Annotated in this window: 11 protein-coding genes and 1 pseudogene; 10 read left to right on the top strand and 2 right to left on the bottom strand. The window is 66.8% G+C overall.

Annotated elements, in window-relative coordinates; genetic code table 11:
* Positions 1-46 precede the first annotated feature (46 nt).
* Together tsaD and RT688_RS12405 are read right to left on the bottom strand one after the other, a co-directional pair.
* Positions 47-1,087, bottom strand: coding sequence for a tRNA (adenosine(37)-N6)-threonylcarbamoyltransferase complex transferase subunit TsaD (tsaD, locus tag RT688_RS12410; protein ID WP_313705186.1), 1,041 nt, complete (start codon positions 1,085-1,087; stop codon positions 47-49).
* Positions 1,088-1,320: 233 nt separating this feature from the next.
* Entirely contained in the window at positions 1,321-2,379 is a 1,059-nt protein-coding gene (locus tag RT688_RS12405; RefSeq protein ID WP_313705256.1) for a 3-deoxy-7-phosphoheptulonate synthase, read from the bottom strand.
* A 121-nt stretch (positions 2,380-2,500) separates the two neighbouring features.
* On the opposite strand from RT688_RS12405, the gene ybiB reads away from it, so the two are divergent.
* From ybiB to RT688_RS12350, 10 genes and pseudogenes are all read left to right on the top strand, one after another.
* A complete protein-coding gene (gene ybiB / locus RT688_RS12400) occupies positions 2,501-3,460 on the top strand; it encodes a DNA-binding protein YbiB (RefSeq protein ID WP_313705185.1) in 960 nt (319 codons plus the stop codon).
* Between the two features lie 298 nt (positions 3,461-3,758).
* Positions 3,759-4,297: pseudogene (locus RT688_RS23845) on the top strand (DUF4402 domain-containing protein).
* 29 nt (positions 4,298-4,326) lie between these two features.
* Positions 4,327-4,821 (top strand): DUF4402 domain-containing protein, encoded by a 495-nt coding sequence (locus tag RT688_RS12385; protein WP_313705183.1) that lies wholly within the window; start codon positions 4,327-4,329, stop codon positions 4,819-4,821.
* Positions 4,822-4,832: 11 nt separating this feature from the next.
* Positions 4,833-5,723, top strand: coding sequence for a fimbria/pilus periplasmic chaperone (locus RT688_RS12380; protein WP_313705182.1), 891 nt, complete (start codon positions 4,833-4,835; stop codon positions 5,721-5,723).
* Positions 5,724-5,775: 52 nt separating this feature from the next.
* Entirely contained in the window at positions 5,776-8,463 is a 2,688-nt protein-coding gene (locus RT688_RS12375) for a carboxypeptidase-like regulatory domain-containing protein (RefSeq protein ID WP_313705181.1), read from the top strand.
* A 106-nt stretch (positions 8,464-8,569) separates the two neighbouring features.
* The gene (locus RT688_RS12370; RefSeq protein WP_313705180.1) at positions 8,570-9,778 is read left to right on the top strand and encodes an NAD(P)/FAD-dependent oxidoreductase; all 1,209 of its coding nucleotides are present in this window, start codon (positions 8,570-8,572) and stop codon (positions 9,776-9,778) included.
* 226 nt (positions 9,779-10,004) lie between these two features.
* The gene (gene rpsU, locus RT688_RS12365) at positions 10,005-10,217 is read left to right on the top strand and encodes a 30S ribosomal protein S21 (protein WP_005665410.1); all 213 of its coding nucleotides are present in this window, start codon (positions 10,005-10,007) and stop codon (positions 10,215-10,217) included.
* A gap of 136 nt (positions 10,218-10,353) precedes the next feature.
* Positions 10,354-10,803, top strand: a complete 450-nt coding sequence (locus RT688_RS12360) for a GatB/YqeY domain-containing protein (RefSeq protein WP_313705179.1) — start codon at positions 10,354-10,356, stop codon at positions 10,801-10,803.
* Between the two features lie 110 nt (positions 10,804-10,913).
* Positions 10,914-12,710: a DNA primase gene (gene dnaG / locus RT688_RS12355; protein WP_313705178.1), complete on the top strand. Its 1,797-nt coding sequence runs from the start codon at positions 10,914-10,916 to the stop codon at positions 12,708-12,710.
* A 229-nt stretch (positions 12,711-12,939) separates the two neighbouring features.
* A partial coding sequence (locus RT688_RS12350) for an RNA polymerase sigma factor region1.1 domain-containing protein (protein ID WP_409521913.1) occupies positions 12,940-14,602 on the top strand: 1,663 nt, incomplete at its 3' end.

The following is a 14,602-nucleotide window of genomic DNA, read 5'->3' as shown; positions in this document are numbered from 1 at the left end:
AAGTTCACCGCCGACGCGGCATCAAACGGCCGCGATCAGGCCGCGATCAGGCGGCTTCCAGCTCGTCCAATGGCCAGCGCGGCCGCACGTTGAAGGCGTAATCGCGCGTCGCCAGCGCCGGGTTCCGCTCCAGGCGCATGGCGCCGGCAAAGGCGATCATGGCGCCGTTGTCGGTGCAGAACTCCAGCTCCGGATAGTAGACGCGGAACTTGCGCTTGGCCGCTGCCGCGTCCAGCGAGGCGCGCAGCTGCTTGTTGGCGCCGACGCCGCCGGCGATCACCAGGCGCTTCAGGCCAGTGTGGCGCAGCGCGTTGACGCATTTCGCGGTCAGCACGTCGACGATCGCATCGACGAACCCGCGCGCGATGTTGGCCTTGTCCTGTTCGCAGATGTTGGCGATGACTTTCTCTTCGTGGTTCTTCACCACCGTGAGCACCGCCGTCTTCAGGCCCGAGAAGCTGAAGTTGAAGTCCTTCGAGTGCAGCATCGGGCGCGGCAGGGTATAGGCAGCCGGGTCGCCGAATTCGGCCAGGCGCGAGATCGCCGGCCCGCCCGGGTAACCCAGGCCGAGCAGCTTGGCCGACTTGTCGAAGGCTTCGCCGGCGGCGTCGTCCAGGGTCTCGCCGAGCAGGGTGTAGCGGCCGACGCCGTCGACGCGCATCAGCTGGGTATGCCCGCCCGAGACCAGGAGCGCGAGGAAGGGAAAGTCGGGGCGCTCGCTGGCCAACAGCGGCGACAGCAGGTGGCCCTCGAGGTGGTGCACGCCGAGCACCGGCTTGTCGAGCGCCAGGCCCAGGCTGCAGGCGACCGAGGAGCCGACCAGCAGCGCGCCGGCCAGGCCCGGCCCCTGGGTGTAGGCGATGGCGTCGATGTCGTTTTTCGCGATGCCGGCCTTGTCGAGCGTCTGTTCGAGCAGGGGCAGGGCGCGCCGGATGTGGTCGCGCGAGGCCAGTTCCGGCACCACGCCGCCGTACTCCTCGTGCATGGCGACCTGCGAATGCAGGGCATGGGACAGCAGGCCGCGCTCGGTATCGTACAGAGCCAGGCCGGTTTCATCGCAGGAGGATTCGACGCCGAGAACAATCATGGGAACAGACGGAAGGGGAAAGCGGAATTCGACATTGTAAAGCACGCGGGCGCGCGGTGCTGTGGCCGGTCGATGAATACCGGCGATGGTGTTGTATGCAGGGTTGGTAGGGTGGACACCTGTGTCCACGCTGTCTCACCGGTCGCGTGCCTGCGGCCATGCCGCGACGATGCAAACGATGAGACCGCGTGGGCTCAAGAGCCTACGCCGGCCGCGCCCACCCTACGAGAACCTCACGGACGCTGCAGCAGCTCCTTGTGCGCCCGCTGCAGCATCTCCACCGTATCCTCCCAGCCGATGCAGCCGTCGGTCACCGAGCAGCCGTACTTCAGCTGGCTCAGGTCGGCCGGGATCGGCTGGTTGCCGGCGACGATGTTCGACTCGATCATCACGCCCACCAGCGAGCGGTTGCCGTGGCGGATCTGCTGGATCACGTCCGACATCACCAGCGGCTGCAGTTCCGGCTTCTTGTAGCTGTTCGCGTGCGAGCAGTCGACCACCAGGTTGGCCGGCAGCCCGGCCTTCTTCAGGGCCTGCTCGGCGATGGTGACCGAGACCGAATCGTAGTTCGGACGGTCGCCGCCGCCGCGCAGCACCACGTGGCCGTAGGCGTTGCCGCGGGTGCGCACGATCGCCGCGACGCCCTTGTCGTTGATGCCCAGGAAGGCGTGCGGATTGGCCGAGGACAGCACGGCGTTGATCGCGATGCTCACGTCGCCGTCGGTGCCGTTCTTGAAGCCGACCGGGGTCGACAGGCCGGACGACATCTCGCGGTGGGTCTGCGATTCGGTGGTGCGGGCGCCGATGGCGGTCCAGGCGATCAGGTCGCCCAGGTACTGCGGCGAAATCGGGTCCAGCGCCTCGGTCGCGGTGGGCAGGCCCAGCTCGCAGACGTCGAGCAGGAAGCGGCGCGCGCGTTCCATGCCGACGTCGACCTGGAACGAGTCGTCCATGAACGGATCGTTGATGTAGCCCTTCCAGCCGGTGGTGGTGCGCGGCTTTTCGAAGTACACCCGCATCACCAGCAGCATCGTTTCCGCCACTTCTTCCTGCAGCTTCTTCAGGCGGCGCGCATAGTCCAGGCCCGCTTCCGGATCGTGGATCGAGCAGGGGCCGACGACCACGAACAGGCGCTTGTCCTTGCGGTCGAGGATGTCGCGCAGCGCGGCGCGGCCCTGCATGACGGTGGTAAAGGCGCGCTCGGTCAGCGGCAGCTTGGCGTGCAGTTCGGTCGGGGTCGGCATGCGCCCGAACGAGGTGACGTTGGTATTTTCGATATCTGGTGTAATCAGCATGGTGCGTCTGTGAGGCAAGTCGGATGGGCCAGTGTAGCGCCAAAAATGCATATTTGCAGCGGACAGGTCAAAAGCAACGGGGAAGCGACACCGCGTCGCAACGGTGTAAGCTAGCGCCATGCATACCGATCATCGACCATTCGCCGCCGCCCGCTTCATCAAGGAGATCGGCCGCGGCGTCAAGGGCGCCCGCAGCATGACGCGCGAGGACGCCGCCCTGCTGTACGGCGCCATGCTCGAGGGCCGCGTCTCCGATCTCGAGCTGGGCGCGATCCTGCTCGCCATGCGCATCAAGGGCGAATCCGTCGAGGAGCTGGCCGGCTTCATGGACGCCGCCGAGCGCTCCTTCGCGCCGCTTCCGAGTCCGCCGGGCGAGTTCGCGCCGGTGCTCATCCCCAGCTACAACGGCGCGCGCAAGCTGGCCAACCTGACGCCCCTGCTCGCGCTGCTGCTGGCGCGCGAGGGCGTGCCGGTCCTGGTGCATGGCGTGCGCAGCGACCCGGGGCGCGTCACCACGGCCGAGATCCTGTTCGAGATGGGCCTGGCCGAAGCCGGTTCCAGCGCCGAACTGCAGGACGCCTTCGCCGCGCACCGCCCGGCCTTCATGCCGATCGAGACGCTGGCGCCGGCGCTCGCTCATCAGCTGTCGTTGCGCCGCATCCTCGGCGTGCGCAATTCCACGCATACGCTGGTCAAGATCCTGCAACCCTTCGAGGGCGCGGCCCTGCGCCTGGTCTCCTACACCCATCCGGAATACCTGGAAACCCTGGGCGAATACTTCACCACGGCCGCGCCAGGCGCACGCGGCGACGCCTTCCTGATGCGCGGCACCGAGGGCGAGACGGTGGCCAATCCGCACCGCGCGCCCCAGATCGACTGGTTCCATGCCGGCACGCGCACCGTGCTGGTCGAGCGCGACGCGCCCACCGACGCGCTGGCCGAGGTGCCCGGCGCCCGTGACGCCACCGCCACCGCGGCCTGGATCGGCGCCGCCCTGCGCGGCGAGGCGCCGGTGCCGCGCCCGATCCTGGTCCAGGTGGCCGAATGCGTGCGGGCGGCGCGCGCCCTGCGCGCCTAGTTCCAACCTACACATACACGTAGGGTGGGCGGAGTCTCCGCCCACGCGTTCAACGCACGTGTGCAAACCACGGAGCGGGCCGGGATGCACGGTTTGAACGCGTGGGCAGGAAACCTGCCCACCCTACGCTGCCCGCAGATCAGCCGTTAGATGATCTGCGGCAAAAACGTCGCGCCTGTTTTCTTGCAGTATAGAAAAACGATACCGTAAGGCAATTCGTTCGACCCCTTCGACACGATCGCGTTCGGTCTCGCTTCCACAGGCACGGCACCCACGCGCCGGCCCTCCAACCCGAAGGATGACCAGCATGAACAAGACTTTCCCGATTTCCAATGGTTTGCGTCTCGCCGCACTGGCGCTGGCTGTCGCCGGCGCCGGCAGCGCCATCGCCGCCACTGTTTCCGCCGACTCGACCAGCATCGTCGTCGCCCCGCTCAAGATCACCAAGGGGGCGGACCTGTCGTTCGGCACCTTCGCGGGCGGCTCCGTCCCAGGCACCGTGACGGTCAGCCCGAACGGCGCCCGCGCCGCGGGCGGCGGTGCGGTGCTGATGGGCGGGACGGTCACCGCGGCCAGGTTCGACGTCGAAGGCGCGCCGGCGCGACCTATTCGATCACGCTGGGCGGCTCCACCGAGCTGAGCTCGGGCACGGATACGATGGCCTTCACCACGGTGAGCGACCTGGTCGGCGGCGCCATCACCTCGGGCAATGTCACCAGCGGCGTGCTGACCGCCGGCACCCAGAGCATTCATGTCGGCGGCGAGCTGGTGGTGGGCGCCGCACAGGCGGCCGGCACCTATACCGGCAGCGTCTCGGCAACCGTCGAGTACAACTAGGGTGGGGAGCGGCAGCGCCGCTCCTGACCATGCCGCCACGCCGCCATCGCTTCCTCGCGACCGCGCGCATCGCCTGCCTGGCGCTGCTCGCGGTCGTTGCTCGTTCCGCGTGCGCGCAGCAGCAGGACGTCAATCTGGTGAACATCCGCGGCCTCGATTTCGGCCGTTTCGTCGCCGGCAGCGGCGGCGCCGTGGTCGTCAGTCCCGGCGGCCTGCGTTCGCGCACGGGCGGCGTGGTCCTGCTCAACTCCCCGGATGCGGGGCAGGCGGCGTTCAGCCTCGGACGCAGGGGCGAGGACGCCGGCCTGGCCGTCATCGTCTCGCTGCCGCCCAACGGCGCCACCCGTCTCTTCAGCGGCGCCCACAGCATGGCGGTCGACGGCTTCGTCCACACGCCCGCCGAGTTGTCGGCGATCCCGGCCGGCGGCACGACGCTGGCGGTGGGCGCGACGCTGACGGTGGCGCCGAACCAGGCGCCCGGCAATTACGCGGGCAGCTTTTCCCTGATCGTCAACTACCAATGATCTGCGGCGCCATGTGCCCGCAGCGAAAGGACTTCGTCATGGTGTATCTCGCGTCCGCATCCGTTTGCCTGCTTCGCCTGCGCTGGACGCGCAGCGCGCTGGCCTGCCTGCTGTTCGCGCTGTTCCTGCCCGCCCGCGCCGAGTTGATGCTGCACCCGACCCGGATCGTGTTCGAAAAAAACGCGCGCGCCGCGCAAATCGAACTGATTAATACCGGCAGCAAGCCGGCCAGCTACCGCATCGCGCTGGTGAACCGCCGCATGACTGAGACCGGCCAGTTCGAGCCGGCCGAGCGGGCGCAGGACGGCGAACGTTTCGCCGACGAGATGCTGCGCTTCTCGCCGCGCCAGGTCACCCTGCAGCCGGGCATGGCCCAGACCGTGCGCGTGATGCTGCGCAAACCCGCCGAGCTGGCCGAGGGCGAATACCGTTCGCACCTGCAGTTCGAGAAACTGCCCGAGGTCGCCGCCAATGCCAGCATCGAGAACCAGGCGGCGAGCGCGAAGGGGATCGGCGTGGTGATGAACGCCCTGGTGGGCGCCTCGGTGCCGGTGATCGTCCGCCATGGCGGTGGCGGCGCCAGCGTGCATCTGGCCGGGCTGGCCTTGCAGCCGGGCGAGGGCAGGCACCCACTGCTGGCCCTGCGCTTCGAGCGCGAGGGCGCCAGCTCGGTGTATGGCGACATCCAGGTGATCTTCACGCCGAAGAACGGCAAGCCGCACAGCCTGGGCCAGGTGAGCGGCATCGCCGTGTACACGCCGAACCGCCTGCGCAAGGCGGCGTTGCCGCTGGAGGTGCCGGCCGGGGTGGCGCTGGCGGGCGGCACGATCGAGGTCAGTTACCGCGAGCGGCCCGAGGCCGGCGGCAAGCTGCTGGCGCAGGCCAGCCTGGCTCTTCCTTGAAAAGCAGGGTGCGGCGGCGGCCGGCGCGCCGCGACGGGCCGCACTCCCGGCCATGCAAGCGTCTCGAACCGGCCTTGCCGCAGTTGCGCTGACGGCGCTGGCGCTGCTGGCCGCGCTGCCGGCGCCGCTGCGCGCGGCGCCCCCGGGCGCGGGCGCGCCGGTGCAGAAGAGCGAGGCGGCCCTGGTCCTGCTCGAGGTGCGCCTCGGCAGCGAGCAGTTGTCCGACGCGGTCAGCGCCTACGAAAACGGGCGCGACATCTACCTGCCGCTGGGAGAAATGGCGCGCCTGCTGACCCTGGCGATCCGGGTGGCGCCGGAAGAGGGCAGGGCCAGCGGCTACATCCTGGCCGAGGAACGCCATTTCAGCCTCGACCTGCCGGGCCGCGCGGCCGACCTGGCGGGACGGCGCGAGGAGCTCGACCCCGCGCAGTTCCTGGTGCAGGACGAGGACATCTACGTGGCGAGCCGTCTGCTGGCACGTTGGCTGCCGGTCGACCTCGACCTCGACATGTCGAGCCTGCTCCTGAAGGTGCGCCCGCGCGAACAGCTGCCCTTGCAGGCGCGCCTGGCGCGGCGCCGCCACGGCAGCTTGCCGGGCATGCCGGGCGGGTATGTCGACCCCGGCTATCCGCGCCTGGACACGCCCTATCGCCTGGCCGACCTTCCCTTCGTCGACCAGACGCTCGGGTTCACGCTCGACCGGCGCGGGCAGCAGCACGGTACCGACGCGCGCAGCACCGACGTCTCGTCCACCACCTACCTGACCGCCGACCTGCTGGGGATGGAGGCGGCGCTGTACCTCAACCGCAACCGCCGCGCCCCCTCGGCCGGGCTGCGCCTGACGCTCGGGCGCAAGGACCCGGACGGCGCCCTGCTCGGGCCCCTGCGGGCGCGCAGCGTCCTGGTCGGCAGCGTGCCGGTGCCCGGCGTGGCCAACGTCTCGCTCACCAGCGCGGCCGGCGACGGCATCGCGCTCGGCAATCGGCCGCTGGACCAGCCGGCCAGCTTCGACCGCCACACGCTGCAGGGCGGCCTGCCGCCGGGCTGGGACGTCGAGCTGTACTACAACGACGCGCTGGTCGGCCTGCAGCAGTCGGGGCCGAGCGGCATGTACAGCTTCGTGGACCAGCCGCTGGCCTATGGCCCGAACGACTTCCGCCTGGTATTCCACGGGCCGCTCGGCCAGACGCGGGTCGAGCGCCGTTCCTTCCTGCTGGAGCAGACCGCGCTGCCGCGCGGCGCGCTGTTCTACGACCTGGCCGCCCACCGCGGCGCCGACGGCCAGGCGCGCGCCCTGGCCAGGGTCGAGTGGGGCGCGGGCGCGCACCTGAACCTTGCCGCCGGCTGGCAGCGCCTGCCGCTGGCCGACGCCATGCGCAGCTATACCAGCCTGGGCCTGCGCAGCTACTGGAACACCTTGATCCTGACCGCCGACGCGGTGCGCGCCGACGACGGCGGCAGGCTGGCCCAGCTGGGGCTGAAGACCCGCATCGGCCGCATCGCGCTGACGGCCAGCCGCGCCCGGCTGGACGGCTTCAGCAGCGAAGTCTTCAGGCCGGCGAGCGACCCGGTGCGCCTCCGCGACGAAGTACGCGCCGAAGGCGTGCTGGCGCTGGGCGCCGCCAACGTCTTCCCGCTGTCGCTGCAGCTGCGGCGCGACTTGCTCGCTTCCGGCGCCGAGCAGCGCGACGTCCAGGCCCGGCTGTCGGCCTATCGCGACGGCACGGCGCTGAGCAATGCGCTGCGCTGGCAGTCGCTGAAGGCCGCGGCGCTGGACGGCGCGGCGCCGGCCGGCACGGAGCGGGCCGATGGCCAGTTCCAGCTCAGCCGCAGGATGGCCGGCGTCGGCGTCACCGGCCAACTGCATTACACGCTGGCGCCGGAAAGGCAGCTGGCCAGCGCGGCCGTCTCGGCCGACTGGCGCCTCGGCCAGAGCGTCCTGCTGAACCTGGGCGTGACGCGCCTGTTCCGGGAGCGCGAGCTGCAGTGGGCGGCGGCGCTGAACAAGAGCCTGGGCAGTGTCGGCCTGGGCGTGAACGCCTTTTATGCGAACCGCGGCGCCTACGGCCTCGGCGTGCAGCTGTTCATGGCCATGGGGCTGGAGCCGCGCCGGGCGCGCCTGCTGCGCGAGGCCCAGCCGATGGCCGGGATGGGCGCGGCCTCGCTGCGCGTGTTCGTCGACGCCAACCAGAATGGCGTCATGGACGAGGACGAGGAGGCGATCAAGGGCGCCGGCTTCACCGTCAACGGCGCCCGCTACGGCGCGCGCACGGACGGGGCCGGCCTGGCCTGGCTGGCGCGCCTGCCGGCCAACCGCCACACCGACATCGGGCTCGACCCCGATACGCTCGAAGACCCGCAGTGGCAGCCGCAACGGCGCGGCGTGCGCATCGTGCCGCGCCCGGGCAAGGTAAGCCAGGTCGAGTTCGCGGTCAGCCTGACCGGCGAGGTGGACGGCACGACCTATCTGTCCGCCGGCGGCGCGCGCCGTCCCATCGGCGACCTGCGGCTGCAGCTGGTCGACGCCGGCGGGAAGGTCGCCGCCACCATCGGCAGCGGCGCCGACGGTTATTACGTCCTGACCGGCGTCTTCCCCGGGCAATACCGGCTGCGGGTCGACCCCGAGCAGCTTGCCCGCCTCGGCCTGGTCGAGAGCGCCGGGCAGGCGGTCACGATCGGGCCCGAGGGCACGATCCTCAACGGCCGCGATCTCGAGGTGCGCCGCGCGACCGATACCTAAGTTTCAGGCGCCGGCCGATGCGAATGCGAGCGGACACGGCCGCCGCAAGCGTTTACAATGGCGGGTTCGGCGATTCACGGGAACCTGCGAGGGCAGGGCGGCAGGCATGGCAAAACAATTCGATGTGGCGGTAATCGGCGCGGGCGCGGCCGGGATGATGTGCGCGGCCGTGGCCGGCCAGCGCGGCAAGCGCGTGGTGCTGATCGACCATGCCGGCAAGCTGGCGGAAAAGATCCGCATCTCCGGCGGCGGAAGGTGCAACTTCACCAACATCGGCGCCACCCACCAGAACTACCTGTCCGAGAACCCGCACTTCTGCAAGAGCGCGCTGTCGCGCTACACGGCCCAGGATTTCCTGGCGCTGGTTAAAAAGTACCGCATCGGCTGGCACGAGAAGCACCGCGGCCAGCTGTTCTGCGACGACTCGGCCGAGCAGATCATCGAGATGCTGAAGTCGGAGTGCCTGAAGGGCGAGGTCAGCTGGCGCATGCCGTGCAAGGTCGAATCGATCGACAAACGGGAGGAAGGCTTCGTCATCGCCACCGACCACGGCGAGATCGCCGCCGCCAGCGTGGTGATCGCCAGCGGCGGCCTGTCGATCCCGAAGATCGGCGCGACCGACTTCGGCTATCGCATTGCCACCCAATTCGGTTTGAACGTGATCGAACCGCGCCCGGGCCTGGTGCCGCTGACCTTCGACGGCCCGAGCTGGGCGCCGTTCGCGCCGCTGGCCGGCATCGCACTGGAGGTCGACGTCTCGACCGGCTCCGGCAAGGGGAAAGGCGCCAAGAAAGGCTATTTCCGCGAAGACCTGCTGTTCACCCACCGCGGCCTGTCCGGTCCGGCGATCCTGCAGATTTCCAGCTACTGGCAGCCCGGCACCCCGATCATGCTCGACCTGCTGCCGGAAATGGACGTGGCCGAGGAACTGATCGGCGCGAAGACGACGGTCAAGAAGCAACTGGGCAATGTGCTGGCGCAATGGCTGCCGGCGCGCCTGGCCGAAGGTTTGCTGCTCGCCAACGGTTTCGCGCCCGATGCCCGCCTGGCCGACATGCCCGACGCCAAGCTGCGCAAGCTGGGCGACGCCATCAACCGCTGGGCCATCGTCCCGACCGGTTCGGAAGGCTACCGCAAGGCCGAAGTGACCCTGGGCGGCGTCGACACCCGCGAACTGTCCCAGCAGACGTTGATGGCGAATAAAGTTCCTGGCCTGTATTTCATCGGCGAAACCGTCGACGTCACCGGCTGGCTCGGCGGCTACAACTTCCAGTGGGCCTGGGCCTCCGGCTTCGCCGCCGGCCAGAGCGTGTAAGGGCCGAACACGCTTTTCCTGATCCGAGTCCGCAGCACCTCCCGTAGGGTGGGCTCTCGAGCCCACGCGGACGAAACGCAGCAATAACAGAGCAGGCAACAGCCCCACCACTGCTCGCCTACCCGCCCCCTGTGGCTAATTCAGCACATCTCAGTAAACTCTTCCACTACTTGTCAAAAGCTGCTAGAATTTCGTTCTTCCCTAAATCCAACGGTTTGATTTTTACATGACCACTATCCGCCTTAAAGAAAACGAGCCGTTCGAAGTCGCTATGCGTCGCTTCAAGCGCACTATCGAAAAAACCGGTCTGCTGACTGAACTGCGTGCTCGCGAGTTCTACGAAAAGCCAACTGCAGAGCGCAAGCGCAAGCTGGCCGCTGCCGTGAAGCGCCACTACAAGCGCATCCGCAGCCAGCAACTGCCGAAGAAACTGTACTAAGACTGTCCAGCCGGCCACAATCCGGTGATCGCGGGCGTACGCCCGTTCCCGGTAGCTGCTAGAAGTCTCTTGAACCCGCCCTGGTTGTGACCGCGGCGGGTTTTGTTGTTTGCACCCATCTACCCTCGAGGACGCCATGAGCCTGAAAGAACAAATCTCCAACGACATGAAAGCCGCCATGCGTGCCAAGGAAGCCGGCAAGCTGGCCACCATCCGCCTGCTGCTGGCCGAGATCAAGCGCAAGGAAGTCGACGAGCAGATCGAAGTGAACGACCAGCAGACCATCGCCATCGTCGAAAAGATGATCAAGCAGCGCAAGGATTCGATCACCCAGTTCGAAGCCGGCAACCGTCCGGACCTGGCCGAGATCGAAAAGGCCGAGCTCGACGTGCTGGTTGCCTACATGCCGGCCGGCCTGTCGGATGAAGAGATCGCCGCCGAAGTCGCCGCCGCCGTTGCCGCGTCCGGCGCCGCCGGCCCGCAGGATATGGGCAAGGTCATGGGCATCGTCAAGCCGAAACTGGCTGGCCGCGCCGACATGACCGTTGTATCGAACCTCGTCAAGAAGGCGCTGTCGGGCGCGTAATGGACCGCAAATGCAACAAGGAAGCCTCTTCCGGGCCCTCCTTGTTGTAAATCAATTTCCAGCGAGCCCTGCGGTATAGTCTGACCTGAGACAAACACTGTGTAAGCCAAGTGATTCCGCAATCATTCATTACCGATCTGCTCAACCGCGTCGACATCGTCGACGTCGTTGGGCGCTACGTTCAGCTGAAAAAGGGCGGGGCCAATTACATGGGCCTGTGTCCTTTCCATAGCGAAAAGTCCCCCAGTTTCACCGTCAGTCCCACCAAACAGTTCTATCACTGCTTCGGCTGCGGCGCCCACGGCACCGCGATCGGCTTCCTGATCGAATACTCGGGCATGGGCTTCGTCGACGCCGTCAAGGACCTGGCCCAGAACGTCGGCATGATCGTGCCCGAGGCCGACGACAAGATCCCGCCCCAGCAGCGCGCCGCCCAGCAGGCGCAGTCGCTGGCGATGACCGACGCCCTGTCCCAGGCCTGCGACTATTACCGCGCGCAACTGCGCCAGGCGCCGAACGCGATCAACTACCTGAAGAACCGTGGCCTGACCGGCGAGATCGCCGCCCGCTTCGGCATGGGCTATGCCCCTTCCGGCTGGGACAACCTGCGCTCGGTATTCAAGGATTACGATGCGCTGGCCCTGGTCGAGTCCGGCCTGGTCATCGACAAGGTCGACGAGGACGGCGGCAACAAGAAACGCTACGACCGCTTCCGCGAGCGCATCATGTTCCCGATCCGTAACACGAAAGGGCAGGTGATCGGCTTCGGCGGCCGCGTGCTCGACGGCGGGGAGCCGAAATACCTGAACTCGCCGGAAACGCCGCTGTTCCAGAAAGGCCTGGAACTGTACGGCCTGTTCGAGGCGCGCCAGGCGATCCGCGACGCCGGCTACGTACTGGTGACGGAAGGCTACATGGACGTCGTCGCCCTGGCCCAGCTCGGCTTCCCGCAAGCCGTCGCCACGCTCGGCACTGCCTGCACCAGTACCCACGTGCAAAAGCTGCTGCGCCAGACCGACAACGTCATCTTCAGCTTCGACGGCGACAAGGCCGGCCGCCGCGCCGCCCGGCGCGCGCTGGAGGCGTGTTTGCCGCAAGTCAGCGACAACAAGACCATCCAGTTCCTGTTCCTGCCGCAAGAGCACGACCCGGACAGCTACGTGCGCGCATTCGGCGCCGAGGCCTTCGCCCAGGAAGTGGCGGAAGCCATGCCGCTGTCGCAATTCCTGATCCGCGAAGTGACGGGCGAACACGACCTGTCGACGCCGGAAGGGCGCGCCAAGACCCAGTTCGATGCCAAGCCGCTGTTGCAGGCGATGACGCCCTCCGCCTTGCGCCTGCAGATCGTGCGCATGCTGGCCAGCCTGACGGAATCGACGCCGGCCGAGATCGAAGGCCTGTTCGAGCTGTCCAAGCCGGTATCGGTTGCGAAAAAGGCGCCGCCGCGCCAGGGCCGGCCAGAACCGGTCGGGCTGCAAGCGCAGATCGAGGAAATCCTGGTCGCGCATCCAGCGCTGTCGCTGACCCTCGACGATACGGCGCTGCAGGCATTTGATTACTTCGGACAGGAGTCGGCCGACAATGTGCGCTACCTGGTCGGGATGGCGCAAGCGCTTGGCGAATACGGCAACTTTGCTGCCCTGGCCGAACAGTTGAAAGAGGGCAGCGATGCCTACAACAACCTCATTGCCAAGATCGCATCCGAGCCTGAATCCGACCCGGAGGCCGAACGTATCGTTTTAGCTAGTGCTGTGAGGCAAATCAAGACCGATGCACTGAAACAGGAGTTGAACCAGTTGTTTTCCTCTGGCCTGCCCCCAGATCAGGTGAGTACTCGCTATCGTGAAATCAAAGCACAGCAGGACCTTTTGGATCAGGAAGCAGCTGCAATGATGACGCCGCGCTGAGCGCGGGGGACTGTTGCCTCTATGGCACGGTTTGGTTCTGGAAAAAAAAGGGGTGCGTGCTATAATAAAACGCTAACTATTGCAACCTTTGAAACGATTTTCGTGTCAAAAGCGGCGTGGAGTTTCAGTTAGCGAGGCAGTGTTGTACGCTGTCTGCAGGGTGATGTAAGGTAACAAAACTTTATCTTTAACCATCGTAAAGTTAGTCGTTGTGACATCGAAAGCGCCTGTGCCAACCAAGAAACCCGAACCCAAAGTGGCTGCCAAATCCACCAGAGCGTCCGCCAAGGCGGACAAAGCGCAAGACAAGGCCGAAGTTCGCACGAGCGCCGCGCCTGTCGTCAGCCAGACCACCGATGCCGCCGCCCTGGCCGCCATCGATACGTCGGGCTACGTGCTGCCGACCGTGAAGGTCCCGGGACGCCGTGGGCGTAAACCGAAGGAATTCACGCCCGAGAACGACGAAGTCGCCGCGCTGAACGCCGTCGAACGCGCCGAAATGAAAGCCGTCGACAAGGCCAAGGCCAAGGACCGCAAGGCAAAAGAAAAAGCCCTGCTGAAAGACGCGTTCTCCTCCGATACCGAAGCGAGCGAAGAAGAGCTCGAGATCCGGCGCCAGAAACTCAAAGCGCTGATCAAGTCCGGTAAAGAGCGTGGCTTCCTGACCTACTCGGAAATCAACGACCACCTGCCCGACAACATCGTCGATCCGGAAGCGATCGAAGGCATCATCGGCACCTTCAACGACATGGGCATCGCCGTGTACGAGCATGCCCCCGATGCCGAAACGCTGCTGCTGTCCGATAACGTCCCGAACGTCACGAGCGACGATGAAGCCGAGGCCGCCGCCGAGGCCGCGCTGTCGACCGTCGACTCCGACTTCGGCCGCACCACCGACCCGGTCCGCATGTACATGCGCGAAATGGGCTCGGTCGAGCTGCTGACCCGCGAAGGCGAGATCGAGATCGCCAAGCGCATCGAGGACGGCCTGCGCGACATGATCCAGGCCATCTCGGCGTGCCCGGTGACGATCGCCGAAATCATTTCGGCCGCCCAGCGCATCGAGAACGACGAGATCAAAATCGACGAGATCGTCGACGGTATGGTCGACCCGGAAGAATCGGAAGAAACCTCGCCGAGCGCCGTCGGCCCGTCCTCGGGCGACAGCGACGAGGATGAAGACGAGGAAGGCGGCGACGAGGAAGAGGAAGAGGAAGAAGAGCCCGCCGCCAGCCCCGGCGCCGCCGGCTACTCCGCCGAGCAGCTCGAAGCGCTGAAGGCCGCCGCCCTCGACAAGTTCCACCAGATCGAGCAGCAGTTCGACAAGATGCGCAAGGCCTTCGAGAAGGACGGCTACAACTCGAAAGCCTACGTCAAGGCCCAGGAAGCCATCTCGAACGAACTGCTGGGCATCCGCTTCACGGCGAAAGTCGTCGAAAAGCTGTGCGACACCCTGCGCGGCCAGGTCGACGAAGTGCGCCACATCGAAAAGCAGATCCTCGACGTCGCCGTGAACCGCTGCGGCATGCCGCGCGCCCACTTCATCAAGGTCTTCCCGGGCAACGAGACGAACCTGGAATGGGTCGATGGCGAAGTCAACGCCGGCCACGCCTACAGCGCCATCCTCGGCCGCAATATCCCGACGATCAAGGAACTGCAGCAGCGTTTGATCGACCTGCAGGCCCGTGTCGTGCTGCCGTTGCCGGACTTGCGCAACATTAACCGCCAGATGGCGGCCGGTGAAATGAAGGCGCGCAAGGCCAAGCGCGAGATGACCGAGGCCAACCTGCGTCTCGTGATCTCGATCGCCAAGAAGTACACGAATCGCGGCCTGCAATTCCTCGACCTGATCCAGGAAGGCAACATCGGCCTGATGAAGGCGGTGGACAAGT

It is taken from the genome of Massilia sp. (assembly GCF_032106685.1).
In the GTDB taxonomy this organism is placed as follows: Bacteria; Pseudomonadota; Gammaproteobacteria; order Burkholderiales; family Burkholderiaceae_D; genus Telluria.
The sequence above is the reverse complement of the archived record's forward strand: the minus strand, read 5'-3'. Positions and strand labels throughout refer to the sequence as shown.